Below are 16,113 nucleotides of genomic sequence, written 5' to 3'. Positions count from 1 at the left end.
TGTCAATTCGCTATTTTCTAATGGGAATTTATGGATCCATAGCGATAAACTAACTCAGGGGCTAAATGCGGAACATTTTCCAAAATACAATTTCTGTTGTGCAAAATATCATGAAGAATGCATGCTGCTAGCAGCGCACTTAGTGGTGTGTTGCAGACACTGGCAGGAACAGAGTAACGCTGAGGCCGCCGCCTACACGGTTGGCTAGCAGGATGCGGCCGCCGTGCGCTTCGGCGATTTCGCGCGCCAGTGCCAGCCCCAACCCCGTGCCGCTGCGCTTGGTGGAATAGAACGGCACCAGTGCATTGGCCAGCACGGTTTCGCTCATGCCGGGGCCACGGTCATGCACGTCGATCCGCACGGCGCCAGGCAGGGGCCGCACTTCCAGCGTCACCGCATGGGCTGGCGAACCGGATTCGTGGGCGTTCTTGAGCAGGTTCAGCAAAGCCTGCTGCAGCTGGGCTGGATCGAAGCTGGCCGGTTCTACCGGTGGGCTGCCTTGCAATTCGAACGGCACCAGTTCCCCTAGCTGAGCCAGAAACTCGTCCCAGCTTTGGGGCGACACGCGTGGCGCCGGCAGTTTGGCAAAGCGGGCATAGCCGAGGATGAAGCTTTCCAGATGGCGCGTGCGTTCCTCGATGGTGGCGAGGATCTGCGGCAGCCGCTCGGTCTGGCCCCGCCTGACTAGCTCGGCACCGGAGTGCGCCAGTGAAGTCAGCGGCGCTAGCGAGTTATTCAGCTCATGGCTGATCACGCGGATTACTTTTTTCCACGTCTGCACTTCCTGCCGGCGCAGTTCCATGGTCAGCTGGCGCAGCAGCAGCAGTTCGTGCTGGCGGCCGTTGAGCTGGAAGCGCCGGCGCGCCAGATGGAATACTTCTTCGTCTTCCGCGTCTTCGGCCGGATCGGCACCGCTGCTGGTGAACAGGCCGTCGCCGCCACGATCCAGTGCTTCGCGTAGAGCCGGATTGGCTTGCGCCAGAATGGTGGTGAGTTTGTGACCTTCCAGCTTGTGCCCCTGATGCAGCAGTTGGCGTGCAGCGATGTTGGCATACACGATGCTGCCGCTATCGTTATGCAGCAGCATGGCGACGGGGGTGTTCTGCACCATGGTATCGAGCAGCAGTTCGCGCTGTACCAGATCGAGCCGCTGCTGGCGTAGCACGTCACCGAGTGCGTTGTGGGCGGCTACCAGATCACTGAGTTCATCGTTCTGTGGCCAGTGCAGGCTGAAGGAAAAATCGCCATCGCGGTAGCTGGTCACGGTGCCGCTGAGCGCGCGGAACAGCGATAGCATGGTTTCCAGCTGGGCGCGGATAGTAATAATGCCGATCGGGAGTACGCACAGCAGACAGATGGCCAGCACCAACCACGGCTGGTCCGGCAGGTAGTGCAGCAGGGCCAGCGCGATCAGCATGCCCAGCGTGAGCAGGGTGGCGATCATGGCGGTCCAGCGCGTTAGCAGCGACAGCCGCATGGGGGGACGGCGCGGGGCAGGGCGCTGCATCAGGGACGGGCGATGCCTAGCCGCTCCATGCGGCGGTACAGCGCCTGACGCGACAGCCCCAGCTCTGCCGCCGCCTGCGCCACCACGCCACCGGCGCGGCTCAGCGCCAGTCCGATGGCATCGCGGTCCGGTTCGCGCACCGCGTCTTCATTGCTGGCAGCGGGCAGGCCCAGATCGGCCACCTTGATGCTGTCACCGCTGGCCAGCAGGCCGGCACGGGCCATGACGTTTTTCAGTTCGCGCACATTGCCGGGCCAGCTGTGCGCCAGCAGCGCCGCCTGTGCGGATGGATGCAGCGGGCGTGCCTGCGCACCGAGGAAGTGGCGTGCCAGCGGCAGGATGTCGGCTGGGCGGGCGGCTAGCGGCGGCAGCTTGAGTTCGATCACGTTGAGACGGTAGAACAGGTCTTCGCGGAAGCTGCCGGCCCGTATCATGGCGGGCAGGTCGGCATTGGTGGCACTGATCACGCGCACTTTCACCTGCCGTTCGCGGTTGGAACCTAGCCGCTCGAAGCGCCCCGTTTCCAGCACCCGCAGCAGCTTCATCTGGCCAGCCAGCGGCAGATTGCCGATTTCGTCGAGGAACAGGGTGCCGCCATCGGCCGCTTCGAATTTGCCTTCGCGTGCGCGCGATGCGCCCGTGTAGGCCCCCGCTTCGGCGCCGAACAGTTCTGCTTCGATCAGTTCGGAGGGCAGGGCGCCGCAGTTGAGCACCACGAAGGGGCCGTTGCGTACGCTGGAATTAGCTTGAATGATGGCGGCGATGCCTTCCTTGCCGCTGCCATTGGGGCCACTGATCAGCACTGGCACATCGGCCCGCGCTACCTGACAGGCCAGATGGATCACCCGTTCCGTGGCTGGGTCCTGCCACACCATGCCGCGCAGATCGTATTCGCTTTCCAGTGCATGGCGCTGGCGCTGCTCGCTTTGCAGGCGCTGCTGCAGGGCGCGTTTGGTGCGGCCTAGATCGATCAGGTTGTTGACGGTGGCGATCAGGCGGTGATCATCCCACGGCTTGGCCAGATAGTCGGCGGCGCCGGCTTTCACCAGCTCCACGGCCGCATCGAGATGGGTCCATGCCGTCAGCAGGATCACGGGCAGATCGGGATGGCGTGCGCGGATGGCGCGGAACAGTGCCGTGCCTTCCTCGCCCGAGGTGGTGTCGGCACTGAAGTTCATATCCTGGATCACCAGATCGACCGGCTGGCGTGCCAGCAGGGCCAGCCCTTCTTCCGGCGTGGCAGCACGCAGCGCTTCGATCTCGTGCAGCGAGAACAGCACTTCCAGTGCGATGGCGACGGCAGCGTTGTCGTCGATGATTAAAACGGTAGGCATGTTGCAAGCATATCATTGTCGTGCTGCGCGCGGGGCACGCCCGCAGCACGGGGGAGGTTACTGTTTCAGGTACTACGGGTGGCCGTGGCGGGCGAAATACTGGCCGCACGCCATGCCGGTCCATACACGGCTGCCACGCCCAGGGCCCACAGCAGGGTGGCACCGGCCAGCAGATAGCCGGCCGGTAGGCGCTGCATCTCCAGCTGGCTAACCAGCAGCTGGTTCAGCGCCAGTGCCAGCAGCACGCCGGCGGCCACACCGGCGCTGGTGATCAGCAGGTTCTCGGTGATGAAGTAGCGCAGGATATCGCTGCGGCGCGCGCCCAGTGCACGCCGCACGCCGATCTGCTTGCGGCGCTGGGTCACCCACAGGCTGGCCATGCCGACGATGCCGCTGGCGGTGATCAGCAACAGCAGCACGCTGACGGTGACCAGCATCCACGCCAGGGCCTGATCGGCGCGGTAGCGGTCGCGCCGCAGTTCGCTGACCGATTGCAGGCGGGTGATGACGGGTGTGGCCGTAGTCTTGCGGATCGCGCTTTCAGCTTCTTTCATCACCCGTTCCCGCTGGCCCGGTTCGGTGCGCACGGTATAGGTCGAGGAGTCCTCGCCGGTCAGGCGGGTGGGCAGCAGGACGGAAAAATCCGCTTGCTCGGTGATCTGGGCACCGGGTGTCTGCAGCCGCGCCACCACGCCCACCACGCGCAACTCCTTGGCACTCGCACCGCCGCCGTAATACAGGGTCTTGCCCAGATAGGTGCTGCTATCGGGCCACAGTTTCTGGCCGAGCTGACGGGTGATGATCACGCTGTGGGGGAAGTCCTGGCTGGTCTGGGTGTCGATTTCGGGAATTTCGCCAGGCTGGAAATCGCGTCCCTCGTGTAATTGCAGGCCCCAGGTGTGGATCAGCGAATCGGGCGAATAGTAGGTACTGGCCGAGACACTGGAAGTGAGCTGCTTGCGGTCCAGTGACAGACCCGAATAATTGCCCGAGCGCGACAGCGGCATCTGGGTGGTGTAGGCCACCGACTGGACACCGGCGACGGCGCGCAGAGCTGCTGTTTCACGCTGCTGTTCATCGAGCTGGGCCTGATGGTTGCGCGGCTCGAGGTGGCGCACTTTGAGCGAGAAGATATCCGCTTCGCTGGCGAGACCGCTGGGGCGGCTGGCCACGGCCTGACGCACTTGCACGATGTGCAGCGCGTTGGCGAGTATGGCCAGACTGAGCGCAACCTGCACGGCCACCAGTAGCGGGCCGGTCTTGTTGCGCAGTAGGGCAGACAGTATGGGGTGCAGTTGCATGGTGCAGGGTTCCTTAGGTCCGGGGCATCACAGCGCGGTGGCGCTACTGGGATTTCAGTTGCAGGGCTGGCGTGGTCTGGCAGGCGCGCCACGTAGGCAGCAGCCCGGCCAGCACGGCCGCTACTACGGACAGGGCGAAGGTCAGCAGCAGCATCAGCCAGTCCATATGGGCCACCACCGTCAGTGCTTTCGACTGCATGGCAATCAGGGCCAGTGCACCGAACGCCAGCAGCAGGCCTAGCAGGCCGCCGGCCAGTCCGATCACCGTGGTCTCGATCAGGAACTGCTGGAAGATCTCGCGCCGCGAGGCCCCCAGTGCGCGGCGTATGCCCACTTCGGCAGCGCGCACGGAGAACTTGGCGAGCAGCAGTCCGATCGTATTGACCAGACACAGGATCAGAAAACCGAACGCCAGCCAGGCCGACAGCTTGTTATCGTTGCCGACCACTTTCATGTAGTCCAGCCATTCGCGCACGTCATACAGCTTGTTGGGGGCCTGCCGCTGCATGCGTCCCAGCTTGCGCTGTTCGGTCGCATAGCTATTCAGGTAGTCCTGCAGCGCGCCCCGTTCACGTGCACTGCGCAGTTCGAACCAGAACTGTATCCAGGTGCATTCCGAATTCAGGTAGGCCTGATAACCGGGGCCGATATCGCCGCTGCAGCTGGAATTACCGTTGCGCTGCATTTCGTGCCGCACGCTGGTGGCAAATGGCAGATACAGTTCATCTTCGTCGCTAAACGCGCCATCGGGCGTACCGATCACGCGATGGAAGCGCGGCACCACATTCCACGTATCGAGCACACCGACGATCTGGTACTGCTGGCCATTGATGCGTACACGCTGGCCTACCGGATCGCTATCGCCATACAGCTTCTCGGCTAACTTGCGGCTCAGTACCACTACATCGGCTGCGGCCTTGTCTTCGGCCGGACTCCAGCCTTGGCCGTAGCGGAACGGTACCTCGAACATATTGAAAAAGTCGCTGGTAGGTGCCAGCCCACGTGCATTGAACAGGGGTAGATCCTTGCGCGCCGGTTCCACCGCCACGCTGATGCCATACAGTGCCGTGCTACGTTCGGCCACTTTGTTGGCCAGCAGGTTGTTGGCATCGCGGTAGCTGAGCTGGCGGTCATTCGGTTCGTCGCCCGCCGTGTAGCCGGCCAGCGGGCCGTTGTCGATTACGGGCACCAGCAGGCGGTCGCTCTTGTGCGGGATCGGGTCGCCCGACATCACGTGCAGAATGGTCAGGGTGGCGATGCTGGCGGCCACGCCCACGGCCAGCGTCAGCACCATCAGCGCCGTCAGGGCCGGATTGCGGCGCAGGCTGCGTAGGCCGAGCATGAAGTAGTACTGGAACATGCGGGGCTCCTTATACCGTCTGTGTGTGTGGCTGGACCAGCGTGGGCGCTTTGCGCACCAGATCGGCCACCTGCCCATCGATGATGTGCACATTGCGCTGCGAGCGCACGGCCAGTTCGGGATCGTGCGTCACCATCAGGATGGTGGTGCCCTGTGCGTTGATCTCTTCCAGCAGTTCCATCACGCCGCGCGCCATCTGGGTATCCAGATTGCCGGTCGGTTCGTCGGCCAGCAGCAGCTTGGGCGAGCCGGCCAGTGCCCGGGCGATGGCCACCCGCTGCTGCTGGCCGCCGGACAGTTCGGCCGGATAGTGCTTCATGCGCGAGCCCAGTCCCACCTTGGCCAGCGCGTCTTCGATGCGTTCCTTGCGTTCGGCCGCATTGAAGCCGCGGTAGCGCAGCGGTACATCGACGTTATCAAACAGCGACAGGTCGGGAATCAGATTAAAGCCCTGAAAGATGAAGCCCAGCTTTTCATTGCGCAGGCGCGAGCGGGCGTTATCGTCCATGCCACGCACGTTGATGCCGTCGAGGATGTATTCGCCATCGGTGAATTCTTCCAGCAGTCCCGCAATGTTGAGGAAGCTGGTCTTGCCGGAGCCGGAAGGCCCCGTCACGGTAACGAACTCGCCCTGCTGGACGTTGATCTCGAAGCCGCGCAGGGCGTGGGTTTCGATCATGTGGGTGCGGTAGACTTTGCTCAGGTTTTTCATGCGCAGCATGGCAGGCCTCGTGAGTTTATGGATTGAGCGAGACGCGCGCGGCGTTCTCGAAGGTTTCGGTACCGGCAATGACGACTTTGTCGCCCGCTTGCAGGCCGCTGAGAATTTCGACGTTGCTGATGCTGGTGGCGCCCAGCTTGACGGGCGTACGGACGGCCACGCCATCGCGCACCACGTAGGCATAGCGCCCCCCTTCCGATTCGACGAAGGGACCGCGCGCCAGCATCAGGGTGTTGGCGCGTTCGTCAATCAGCAAACGGGCGCTGACACGCTGGTTCTGGCGCAGGCCGGCCGGTTGCTCTTTTTCGAAGCGCACCCGTGCCAGTACCTGATTCTTCACCACTTCCGGTGACAGGGCCGACAGCTTGCCGGTGGCGCGGCCGGCGCCGAAATCGACCTCCGCATGCATGCCCAGACCCAGATCGGCCACGTAAGTTTCCGGCACTTCCAGTTCCACTTCTAGGCGTGACAGATCGACCAGCGTCATCAGCGGCGCATGGACCGGCACCACACTGCGGTTGGCGACGGACAGCGTGCCGATGAAGCCATCGACGGGAGCGCGCACGGTCAGTTCGTCGACACGGCGCTGGGCGTTGGCCAGCGACAGGCGCTGTCTATCCAGTTCATTGCGCTTGGTCTGCAGCCCCAGCGCCACATTATCGCTTTCCAGTTCGGCTGCCTGGGCGGCGTGGCGGGCGCGGATTTCCGCCGAGTTCAGTGCATCCTTGGCCTTCTGGTATTCGATCTTGGCGATGATGCCTTCGTTGGAGACGGCGTTGTAGCGTTCCAGCGTGCGCTGGGCCGACAGCCGTTCGATTTCGGCCGTATCGGCATCGCGCCGTGCCAGCAGTTTCTGCTGGCGCGCCAGTATCTGCTGGCGTGCCACTTCCGCTTCCAGTTGCAGATAGCTGGACTGTTCACGTTTGAGTGCGTCGCTGAGATCGGGCGATTCCAGCAGGGCCAGCACATCGCCTTTTTTCACCGTATCGCCAGCGGCCACCTTGAGCGTGACGGTAGCCGGTGCTGCGGCATACAGGGTGGGGCTGACGGCGGCAACGATGCGGCCATTCACTGCCGCGTCGCGCACCAGCGTGCCGCGCCCCACTTCGGCAATGCGCAGGCGCGCCATGCTGACGGAGTGGCTGCTGCCGCGCCAGCTATGCAGCACGCCATAGGCGGCACCCGCCAGCAGCACGGCAGCGGCGCCAGCAAGCAGAAGACGGCGCCGGCGCTGGCCGGCCGGTGCGGTGAGTACGGTGTCCTGTTGTGATGTATCGCGGATCATGGCAGCGTCTGAATAAGAGTTGCTGCTCTCTATGCAGAAACTGTGCCATGTGCTAAGTTATTGATTCATATGGTTATTGCTGCGCTTGTCCGCTGTCCGCGCGCGTCCGGCCTGTCCGCGGTCCGTTCGGTTTGCTGGTGTCGGCAGGCTGTAGAGCGGAATCTTCCGCGTCCGGAGTGTGCAACCCTACTCTGGATTCCGTGTCCTGCTGCATGCGGGAATAGGATTGGTAGCCCAGTACCAAAGTTCCTATCATTAAGATGGTAACGAGATTGACTAACAGATTGGCTCCGACATCGCGTAGCCAGCCTAGCAAAGTGCGCTTGCTGACGATGTTAGCGTTGATGGTTTGTAGTTCACTGCTGAGATCAGCGTGGACCTCACGCAGATGATGAAACAAAGCATCTTCTCGCGTTTCTGCGTCTGCCCGCTCTGCAATTTTTTTCAAGCCTGCATTGATGAAGACCTGAACCATAGCGCCAGCTTGCGTTCGATAATGTTCGAGCGAGGTTTCCATCGCCGCAACCGTCTGAAATTGTTCGATTTGTTCACGACTAGGATTGCCGTCGGCAGTTATCTGGCAAAACTCGATTTTGTGCTGCTTATATGCAATGTAGGCCAGTATGCCCACCAGATCGTCCGGGTCAGCGGTGAGCTTTTCATAAATCCCGTTACGCGCCATGAATATTCCAGTTATTTCTGCCCTAGGGACTGACGAGCCAGTCGATACGCCGCATTGATTTCCTCATTGGATACACCGACTTCGCGCATGAGCCTATCAACGATGGGCGAAGCAGGGGCGCGATGCCATGATCCCATTTTCGAAGCGAAGCGTGGTTTACGGGATGGTTCAGCGCTGTCGCCCTCTTTCAAATCAAGGGAAATGATGTCGCCTAGCGTGAAATAGACTTTAGCCATGATGTGCTCCTGTCAGCAGTGGATATCGCCACGGTGTAGCAGCGCCTCTGTCAGTTTAGTCATGCTGGTCTTACACGTTTAGATTTTGCGCAAATCGACGTGGAGCGGCTTGATAAAATTGAAATTTTCACCATGTGAGGCTCTGTTGCTTAACTCGGAGTAATTTATGTCGATGCTGGAGAAGTTGTCCCGCCTGTTGTTGCCGGCGCCGCCGGCTCCGTACGACTATCCCTTCGTTGCCAGCGACGTGGCGCAGTACCAGCGCTGCGCCCACCCCGAGGACAGTGTGCTTGACCACCAGACGTGGAATGATCTGCTGCTGGACCGTTATAGCGCCCAGCTGGCGCGCGGCACCAGCATCTTCGGCCAGCAGGAACTGCACCGACGGCTGCATAGCCGCAGCGGCGCAGCGCAGGCCAGCATAGCGTGCGTGCGTAAACTGCTGGATGATCCCGCGCAGGAAGCGGCGTTGCAGCAGGCTTGCGCGGGGCTGCGGCAGGCGGATTGCGAGGTCAGTGCGACGCTGTGGCAGCAAACGATACAGCCTGCACCACGCTGGAGCCGCTGGCTGCCATGTCTGCCACTGGGGCTGCTCGCTTCGGTGGCGCTGGCGCTGGCCAGCGCGTGGCCGCTGGTCTGGCTGCTGGTGCTGGGCTTCTGGCTAGCGCTGCTGGCCGTACAGATGCGCTACCACGAGGCCATGCAGGTCTGGACGCGTCAGCGCAGCGCGCTGCAGCAGCTATTGCGTAGCCATACTCTACTGGGTGGACTGGCGCAGCCGCTGGCACAGGCGTGGCAGGCCGATGCTGCTGAAGCGGCGCGATTGAATCGCTTGCTGGCCACCTCGCCGCTGGGCAGCCTGCCCGGCGTGGCCGAGTATCAGGACTGGTTGTGGCTGGCGAATCTGCGTCACTATTTCAACAGCCGCACGGCGGTGCAGGCGCACCTGCCGTGGCTGCGTGACTGTTTCACGCGCATGGCGGCGCTGGAGGCAGATCTGGCGCTGGTTCGCCATCTGCGCCAGCAGCCACGCCATTGCTGGGCCGAGCAGGGCGACGGGGTGCAACTGGCGCAGGGAGTGCATCCTTTGCTGGAACAGGCGCAGCCGCTGGATCTGCAGCTGGCACACAAGGGCGCCTTCATTTCAGGCCAGAATGGCATCGGCAAAAGCACGCTGCTGCGCACTGTGGGGCTGAATCTGCTGGCGGCGCGCGCCTTCGGCTTCTGCTATGCGGCGCAGGCCCGCGTGGCACGGCTGCCCGTGTATGCGAGCATGCAGAGCGAGGACGCGCTGGATCAGGGTGAAAGCCTGTATCTGGCCGAACTGCGCCGTGCGCGCGAATTGTTGGCGCTGGCCGAGCAGGGGCGGGCAGTGTTCATCATCGACGAGATTTTCCGCGGCACGAATCATCTGGAATCGATTTCGGCCGCGGCGGCCGTGCTGCAGCGCCTGTCCGCGCTGGCGCTGGTGATCGTCTCGTCGCACAATCTGGTGCTGGCGCCCCTGCTGCAGCGCGAACTGGAGCCGTGGTGCGTACGGCGCCATCAGCAGCAGTTGCAGCTGTTGCCCGGCGTGCTGGTGGAAACCAATGGCATCCGCTTGCTGGAAACCCAGGGTTTCGATGCTGCCGTGGCCGCACGCGCGCGTCAGGTATTCGACTGGCTCAGCGGCTATATGGCCCACCCTGACGAGCAGGAATTACTTCTCCTGCTTTAGCGGCTTGCCTTTGTCGATGACTTCGCGGCAGTCGCCACGGAAGCTGGCGTTGTCGTAATTGCTCCAGCCGTAGCTGTCGACGTAGCGCTTGTGCGCCTTCAGTTGCGGGCTGAGGAAGCTCCATTCCAGTTTTTCGTCGGGGTAGGCGATGTCGGCCAGATCGAGCAGGGTGTGGAACACGTTTTCCGTCGCCAGTTTGTCCTTGCGGTGGGCGATCAGCTGGGCCACCTTGTCCGGATAGTCGCTGCGGTACTGGTCGGAATACCACAGCATGGCCGGTACGTGGAATTCGTACTGGGTGTTGTGGCCGTGGAAGGCCAGATTGCAGCGGTCGTCGTACAGGGTCTGGCCATGGTCGGCCACATACAGCATGGCGCTGCGGCGCGGGCCGCCTTTGAGCTGGCCGATGACCTGCGACAGGAACCAGTCGGTGTAGAGGATAGAATTGTCGTAGCTGTTGTTCAGCCGCGTCTTGATCTTCAGATCCGTGTAGACGGGATTGTCCACGCCATACAGCGAGGGCTGCCAGCGGTCATACTGTTGCGGGTAGCGCTGGCTGTAGTTCCAGTGGTTGCCCAGCGTATGCAGTACGATCAGTTTTTTCGGCGACGGGTCGGCCATGGCATGTTGTAGCGGTTCCAGCAGCACCTGATCGAAGTTCGAGTGCTTGGTGTAGCCGCCCAGATTCATGAACTGCACCACGTCGGCCTCTTTGGCGAACACGGAAACCGGCGTATCGAATTTGCCGAAGGCGATCTGGTTGGACAGCCACCAGGTTTTGAATCCCGCTTCGCGGTAGGCCGTAATAAAGGATTTTTCCGAGAAGCCTTCGCGCAGGCTTTGCGTGGCCGGCTTACGGGAAATCATGATGGGCACGGACAAACGGGTGGCCGAGACGGAGGTAATCATATCGGCCAGCGTGACCAGATTGCTTTCTTTGCCCAGTAAAGGCGTGGTGTCGCGCTGGTAGCCGTTGATGCCCCAGCGGTCGTAGCGCGAGGATTCGCCGATCACCATGATGATGACTTCAGGCGTGCTGTCGCTCTGGCGCTGGTGGGCGCCGAAGCGGAAATTGCGGCTGCGCTGGCCCAGATCGGCCAGATAGCTGCGCTCCTTGTAGAAATCGATGCCGCGCACACCGAGGCCGAACGGCCACGAGGCCGCCACGTGGGACAGATTGAAGGGCGAACCTAGCCACCAAGGCAGGGCGGCAAAGTGCAGACGGGTATGGTTGGCGCCGGCAAGGGCGCTGCCGGTTTCCTCGTCGTCTTCCTCGTCATCTTCGCTTGCACTGGCGCTGCTATTCGTTGCGCTGGCCGCAGCTGAGCCAGACGCCGAGCCGGAATTGCTGGCCGCTAGCGGGCGGTAGGCGCTGGCAGGCGGCGCGCTGCGCACCACGGGCTTGCCTTTGACGCCGAATTCCCAGCCATACCATTGCCAGCCTGCCAGCAGTGCCAGCAAGGCCAGCACGATCCAGCGGCTCAGACCGCGCCATGCCAGCTGCGGGCAGCGCCGTGCCGCCAGCTGCACGGCCAGCCACCAGCCCAGCACGCCCAGCATCAGCCCCGCCATCAGCCAGACTTTATTGCCCAGAAACTCCATGGCTTCCTTGGGGCTGGTCTCGGCAATGATGCCCAGATGGTGAGTGGAGATGCCCTGACCATAGTATTTGAATAGATACACTTCCGTCGGCAGGGCCAGAAAGGCCGGCAGCAGCAGCCAGTGGAACCATGCGGGGCGTTGCAATATTGCCCAGACGGCAAGCCAGAGCGCGGCGGCGACGCCCATGGTCTGGGCTAGATCGGTGACGCTGCCGCCCAGTGCCAGCGGCAGCAGGGGCACCAGTGTCAGCAGGGCATAGCTGAGCAGGACGAACAGGGAAGCAGGGCGCAGCAGGGAACGGGGGGCGGAAAGCGATATCATGGCCGGTATTATCCGGTGTTTGGCCACCTTCTTGCTAGCCTGACCACACCCCGCCAGCCCGCATTCTGCCGCGAAATTGATTGACTGCGCCTCCGGTCAGGTCTATACTCGCGAGTTCTCAATTTAGTCTGCGCATCGTATACGCTATTTTTGGCTACTCCTCGTGAGTGGCTTTTGGCGCCTGCGCTGTGGCAGTAGATCGGGACGAAGTTTTAGTCGCCGGACTCCGGTCCGGGTTATTAACTGTTGTAATTTTGTTGGGTTTAAACGATGCCAACCATCAATCAACTGATTCGCAATCCACGCGTCGCTCTGACCGTGAAAAGCAAATCGCCGGCGCTGGAAAACAGCCCGCAAAAACGTGGTGTTTGCACCCGTGTGTACACCACCACTCCTAAGAAGCCTAACTCGGCTTTGCGTAAAGTCGCTAAAGTGCGTCTGACCAACGGTTTCGAAGTAATTTCGTACATCGGCGGTGAAGGCCACAACCTGCAAGAGCACAGCGTTGTTCTGCTGCGCGGCGGTCGTGTAAAAGACTTGCCAGGTGTGCGTTACCACATGGTTCGCGGTGCACTGGATACCCAGGGCGTTAAAGACCGTAAACAAGCTCGCTCGAAATACGGTACCAAGCGCGCTAAACAAGCGAAGAAGTAATCGCTCAGTAGTAGACAGTTTTCGCTTTGTGGCAGCTCACTTAGTGAATGTAATCGACCGCATTTGGTCGAGTAAGTGGATGGCTATGATGGCCCTCCGCGAGAGTGCGAATCCCATATCTGCGCACCTCAACTGAAGATTGAAAGGAATTGATATGCCACGTCGTCGTGAAGTACCCAAGCGCGAGATTCTGCCGGATCCAAAATTCGGCAACACGGATGTCGCGAAATTCGTGAACGTTCTGATGCTGTCCGGTAAAAAATCGGTCGCAGAAAACATCATCTACGGTGCCTTCGAGCACATCGCAGCGAAAACCGGTAAAGATCCTCTGGAAGTGTTCGCTACCGCGCTGAACAACGCCAAGCCACTGGTTGAAGTTAAATCCCGTCGCGTTGGTGGTGCTAACTACCAAGTGCCGGTCGAAGTGCGCCCAGTACGTCGTATGGCTCTGTCCATGCGCTGGCTGCGTGAAGCCGCTAACAAGCGTAGCGAAAAATCCATGCCACAACGCCTCGGCGGTGAGCTGATGGAAGCGGCTGAAGGCCGCGGCGGTGCGATGAAGAAGCGTGATGAAGTGCACCGTATGGCAGAAGCGAACAAGGCGTTCTCGCACTTCCGCTTCTAATCAAATCGGCCGGTTTTTTCAAAAACTGGCTGTTATCTGTTGTTCGAGGCCGGGCACACTTTGTAATTTGAAGTGGCTCGGTTTTGTCCATTCAAAGATTTAGGAATAATTATGGCCCGCAAGACCCCCATCGAGCGCTACCGCAATATCGGTATCTCCGCTCACATCGATGCAGGTAAGACCACCACCACCGAGCGCGTTCTGTTCTACACGGGCGTGAACCACAAGATCGGTGAAGTTCACGATGGCGCCGCCACCATGGACTGGATGGAACAGGAGCAAGAGCGCGGCATTACCATTACCTCGGCAGCGACCACCTGCTTCTGGAAAGGTATGGCGAACAACTTCCCTGAGCACCACATCAACATCATCGACACCCCAGGCCACGTGGACTTCACCATCGAGGTGGAACGTTCGATGCGTGTTCTGGACGGCGCATGCATGGTTTACTGCGCAGTCGGTGGCGTACAGCCTCAGTCGGAAACCGTATGGCGTCAGGCTAACAAGTACAAAGTGCCACGTCTGGCCTTCGTAAACAAGATGGACCGTACCGGTGCCAACTTCTTCAAAGTTTACGATCAGATGCGCGCTCGTCTGAAAGCTAACCCGGTTCTGATCCAGATCCCTATCGGCGCTGAAGAAAACTTCAAAGGCGTTATCGACCTGGTCAAGATGAAAGCGATCATCTGGGACGACGCAACCCAGGGTATGAAGTTCGACTACGTCGACATTCCTGCCGAGTTGGCTGATTCGGCCGCTGAATGGCGCGAAAAAATGGTGGAAGCCGCTGCTGAAGCCAACGAAGACCTGATGAACAAGTACCTGGAAGAGGGCGACCTGTCCGAAGCCGAAATCAAGAAAGCACTGCGCGATCGTACTATCGCGTCGGAAATCGTGCCGATGATGTGCGGTACCGCGTTCAAAAACAAAGGCGTACAGGCTATGCTGGACGCTGTGATCGAATACCTGCCATCGCCAGTGGACATCGCTGCTGTGACCGGTACCGACGAGCACGAAGAGCCAGCCAGCCGTAAAGCGGCTGACGACGAGAAATTCTCGGCACTGGCCTTCAAGATCATGACCGACCCGTTCGTTGGCCAGCTGGCCTTCTTCCGCGTGTACTCGGGCGTGATCAATGCTGGCGACACCGTGTACAACTCGGTAAAAGGCCGTAAAGAACGTCTGGGCCGTATTCTGCAGATGCACGCTAACCAGCGCGAAGAGATCAAAGAAGTGCGCGCCGGCGACATCGCTGCTGCAGTGGGTCTGAAAGACGTGACCACCGGTGAAACCCTGTGCGATCCAGCATCGATCATCACCCTGGAAAAAATGGTCTTCCCAGAGCCAGTGATTCAACAGGCTGTGGAACCAAAAACCAAGGCTGACCAGGAAAAAATGGGTCTGGCACTGAACCGTCTGGCTCAGGAAGATCCTTCGTTCCGCGTTAAGACCGATGAAGAATCGGGCCAGACCATTATCGGTGGTATGGGCGAGCTGCACCTGGAAATTATCGTTGACCGTATGAAGCGCGAATTCGGCGTGGAAGCGACCGTCGGTAAGCCACAGGTTGCCTACCGCGAAACCATCCGTAAGACTTGCGAAGAGTCCGAAGGTAAGTTCGTTAAGCAGTCCGGTGGTCGTGGTCAGTACGGTCACGTGGTTCTGAAGATCGAACCGCAAGAACCAGGTGCAGGCTTTGAATTCGTTGACGCGATCAAAGGCGGTACCGTTCCACGTGAATACATCCCTGCAGTTGAGAAGGGTGTACGTGGCACGCTGAACACCGGCGTTCTGGCTGGCTACCCAGTGGTTGACGTTAAAGTAACGCTGTTCTTCGGTTCGTACCACGATGTGGACTCGAACGAAAACGCGTTCCAGATGGCTGCTTCGATGGCCTTCAAAGACGGCTGCCGCAAAGCCAACCCAGTGATTCTGGAGCCGATGATGGCGGTGGAAGTGGAAACGCCAGAAGATTACGCCGGTACCGTGATGGGCGACCTGTCGTCCCGCCGTGGTATGGTGCAAGGTATGGACGAGATCCCAGGCGGCGGTGGCAAGATCATCAAAGCTGAAGTGCCTCTGTCGGAAATGTTCGGTTACTCGACCACCCTGCGTTCCGCAACGCAAGGCCGTGCAACCTACACGATGGAATTCAAGCACTACTCGGAAGCGCCTAAGCACGTTATCGACGCTATCGTTACCGCGAAAGCCAAGTAATTTTTTATATTTTTTGCGGGCGGGATGATCCCCGCCTGCAACTTTAAAACTTTGATCTAAGGAAGATTGAAATGGCAAAAGAGAAATTCGAACGGACCAAGCCGCACGTCAACGTCGGTACCATCGGTCACGTTGACCACGGCAAAACCACCCTGACCGCTGCTATCGCTACCGTTCTGTCGAAGAAATTCGGCGGCGAAGCTAAAGCTTACGACCAGATCGATGCTGCTCCAGAAGAGAAAGCACGTGGTATTACCATTAACACCGCTCACGTTGAGTACGAAACCGCTGGCCGTCACTACGCTCACGTTGACTGCCCAGGCCACGCCGACTACATCAAAAACATGATTACCGGTGCTGCTCAGATGGACGGCGCAATCCTGGTTTGCTCCGCAGCTGACGGCCCAATGCCACAGACCCGTGAGCACATCCTGCTGGCCCGTCAGGTTGGCGTTCCATACATCATCGTGTTCCTGAACAAGTGCGATCTGGTTGACGACGCAGAACTGCTGGAACTGGTTGAAATGGAAGTGCGCGAGCTGCTGTCGAAG

The 16,113-nt window shown here is 60.3% G+C and carries 14 protein-coding genes; 5 read left to right on the top strand and 9 right to left on the bottom strand.

The genetic code is table 11. From position 1 onward, the window contains the following. Nucleotides 1–139: 139 nt before the first annotated feature. The 8 genes from ABNT42_RS16870 to ABNT42_RS16835 all read right to left on the bottom strand — a co-directional run bounded on the left by ABNT42_RS16870 (nucleotide 140) and on the right by ABNT42_RS16835 (nucleotide 8,426). Nucleotides 140–1,507 (bottom strand): ATP-binding protein, encoded by a 1,368-nt coding sequence (locus ABNT42_RS16870; RefSeq protein ID WP_348698902.1) that lies wholly within the window; start codon nucleotides 1,505–1,507, stop codon nucleotides 140–142. Then, the gene (locus ABNT42_RS16865; RefSeq protein ID WP_348698900.1) at nucleotides 1,507–2,841 is read right to left on the bottom strand and encodes a sigma-54 dependent transcriptional regulator; all 1,335 of its coding nucleotides are present in this window, start codon (nucleotides 2,839–2,841) and stop codon (nucleotides 1,507–1,509) included. Before ABNT42_RS16865 ends, ABNT42_RS16870 begins: the two co-directional genes overlap by 1 nt. A 65-nt stretch (nucleotides 2,842–2,906) precedes the next feature. Further along, nucleotides 2,907–4,142 carry an FtsX-like permease family protein gene (locus ABNT42_RS16860; protein WP_348698898.1) on the bottom strand — a complete coding sequence of 412 codons (1,236 nt, stop codon included), beginning with the start codon at nucleotides 4,140–4,142 and terminating at the stop codon, nucleotides 2,907–2,909. 43 nt (nucleotides 4,143–4,185) lie between these two features. Continuing rightward, a complete protein-coding gene (locus ABNT42_RS16855; protein WP_348698896.1) occupies nucleotides 4,186–5,502 on the bottom strand; it encodes an ABC transporter permease in 1,317 nt (438 codons plus the stop codon). A gap of 10 nt (nucleotides 5,503–5,512) precedes the next feature. Then, nucleotides 5,513–6,223: an ABC transporter ATP-binding protein gene (locus ABNT42_RS16850; protein ID WP_348698895.1), complete on the bottom strand. Its 711-nt coding sequence runs from the start codon at nucleotides 6,221–6,223 to the stop codon at nucleotides 5,513–5,515. Between the two features lie 16 nt (nucleotides 6,224–6,239). Continuing rightward, nucleotides 6,240–7,508: an efflux RND transporter periplasmic adaptor subunit gene (locus tag ABNT42_RS16845; protein WP_348698893.1), complete on the bottom strand. Its 1,269-nt coding sequence runs from the start codon at nucleotides 7,506–7,508 to the stop codon at nucleotides 6,240–6,242. A gap of 73 nt (nucleotides 7,509–7,581) precedes the next feature. Continuing rightward, entirely contained in the window at nucleotides 7,582–8,190 is a 609-nt protein-coding gene (locus ABNT42_RS16840; RefSeq protein ID WP_348698891.1) for a hypothetical protein, read from the bottom strand. Between the two features lie 11 nt (nucleotides 8,191–8,201). After that, complete coding sequence (locus ABNT42_RS16835) at nucleotides 8,202–8,426, bottom strand: hypothetical protein (RefSeq protein ID WP_348698889.1); 225 nt, start codon at nucleotides 8,424–8,426, stop codon at nucleotides 8,202–8,204. 166 nt (nucleotides 8,427–8,592) lie between these two features. Here ABNT42_RS16835 and ABNT42_RS16830 point away from each other — a divergent pair, with 166 nt between their 5' ends. Further along, nucleotides 8,593–10,143, top strand: a complete 1,551-nt coding sequence (locus ABNT42_RS16830; protein WP_348698887.1) for a DNA mismatch repair protein MutS — start codon at nucleotides 8,593–8,595, stop codon at nucleotides 10,141–10,143. On the opposite strand, the gene ABNT42_RS16825 is transcribed toward ABNT42_RS16830, so the two are convergent. Beyond that, entirely contained in the window at nucleotides 10,126–12,066 is a 1,941-nt protein-coding gene (locus tag ABNT42_RS16825; protein ID WP_348698885.1) for a phosphoethanolamine transferase, read from the bottom strand. The genes ABNT42_RS16830 and ABNT42_RS16825 overlap by 18 nt on opposite strands. Before the next feature lie 270 nt (nucleotides 12,067–12,336). On the opposite strand from ABNT42_RS16825, the gene rpsL reads away from it, so the two are divergent. The 4 genes from rpsL to ABNT42_RS16805 form a co-directional block, all read left to right on the top strand. Then, the gene (gene rpsL / locus ABNT42_RS16820; protein WP_008444270.1) at nucleotides 12,337–12,720 is read left to right on the top strand and encodes a 30S ribosomal protein S12; all 384 of its coding nucleotides are present in this window, start codon (nucleotides 12,337–12,339) and stop codon (nucleotides 12,718–12,720) included. A gap of 154 nt (nucleotides 12,721–12,874) precedes the next feature. Then, on the top strand, nucleotides 12,875–13,345 hold the full coding sequence (gene rpsG, locus ABNT42_RS16815; protein WP_155436655.1) for a 30S ribosomal protein S7: 471 nt from the start codon (nucleotides 12,875–12,877) through the stop codon (nucleotides 13,343–13,345). A 111-nt stretch (nucleotides 13,346–13,456) separates the two neighbouring features. Continuing rightward, a complete protein-coding gene (fusA, locus tag ABNT42_RS16810) occupies nucleotides 13,457–15,562 on the top strand; it encodes an elongation factor G (protein ID WP_348698882.1) in 2,106 nt (701 codons plus the stop codon). A gap of 71 nt (nucleotides 15,563–15,633) precedes the next feature. Beyond that, nucleotides 15,634–16,113, top strand: a 480-nt coding sequence (locus ABNT42_RS16805; protein ID WP_348698880.1) for a GTP-binding protein, incomplete at its 3' end; no start/stop codon positions are given.

The organism is Duganella fentianensis, from assembly GCF_964031615.1.
GTDB lineage: Bacteria > Pseudomonadota > Gammaproteobacteria > Burkholderiales > Burkholderiaceae_D > Rugamonas > Rugamonas fentianensis_A.
This window is presented reverse-complemented; position numbering and strand designations above follow the sequence as displayed.

What these genes read in the sequence shown, in the direction of transcription:
- ABNT42_RS16870 (WP_348698902.1), bottom strand. Translation starts at nt 1,507, where the DNA reads ATGCAGCGCCCTGCCCCGCGCCGTCCCCCCATGCGGCTGTCGCTGCTA.
- ABNT42_RS16865 (WP_348698900.1), bottom strand. Translation starts at nt 2,841, where the DNA reads ATGCCTACCGTTTTAATCATCGACGACAACGCTGCCGTCGCCATCGCA.
- ABNT42_RS16860 (WP_348698898.1), bottom strand. Translation starts at nt 4,142, where the DNA reads ATGCAACTGCACCCCATACTGTCTGCCCTACTGCGCAACAAGACCGGC.
- ABNT42_RS16855 (WP_348698896.1), bottom strand. Translation starts at nt 5,502, where the DNA reads ATGTTCCAGTACTACTTCATGCTCGGCCTACGCAGCCTGCGCCGCAAT.
- ABNT42_RS16850 (WP_348698895.1), bottom strand. Translation starts at nt 6,223, where the DNA reads ATGCTGCGCATGAAAAACCTGAGCAAAGTCTACCGCACCCACATGATC.
- ABNT42_RS16845 (WP_348698893.1), bottom strand. Translation starts at nt 7,508, where the DNA reads ATGATCCGCGATACATCACAACAGGACACCGTACTCACCGCACCGGCC.
- ABNT42_RS16840 (WP_348698891.1), bottom strand. Translation starts at nt 8,190, where the DNA reads ATGGCGCGTAACGGGATTTATGAAAAGCTCACCGCTGACCCGGACGAT.
- ABNT42_RS16835 (WP_348698889.1), bottom strand. Translation starts at nt 8,426, where the DNA reads ATGGCTAAAGTCTATTTCACGCTAGGCGACATCATTTCCCTTGATTTG.
- ABNT42_RS16830 (WP_348698887.1), top strand. Translation starts at nt 8,593, where the DNA reads ATGTCGATGCTGGAGAAGTTGTCCCGCCTGTTGTTGCCGGCGCCGCCG.
- ABNT42_RS16825 (WP_348698885.1), bottom strand. Translation starts at nt 12,066, where the DNA reads ATGATATCGCTTTCCGCCCCCCGTTCCCTGCTGCGCCCTGCTTCCCTG.
- rpsL (WP_008444270.1), top strand. Translation starts at nt 12,337, where the DNA reads ATGCCAACCATCAATCAACTGATTCGCAATCCACGCGTCGCTCTGACC.
- rpsG (WP_155436655.1), top strand. Translation starts at nt 12,875, where the DNA reads ATGCCACGTCGTCGTGAAGTACCCAAGCGCGAGATTCTGCCGGATCCA.
- fusA (WP_348698882.1), top strand. Translation starts at nt 13,457, where the DNA reads ATGGCCCGCAAGACCCCCATCGAGCGCTACCGCAATATCGGTATCTCC.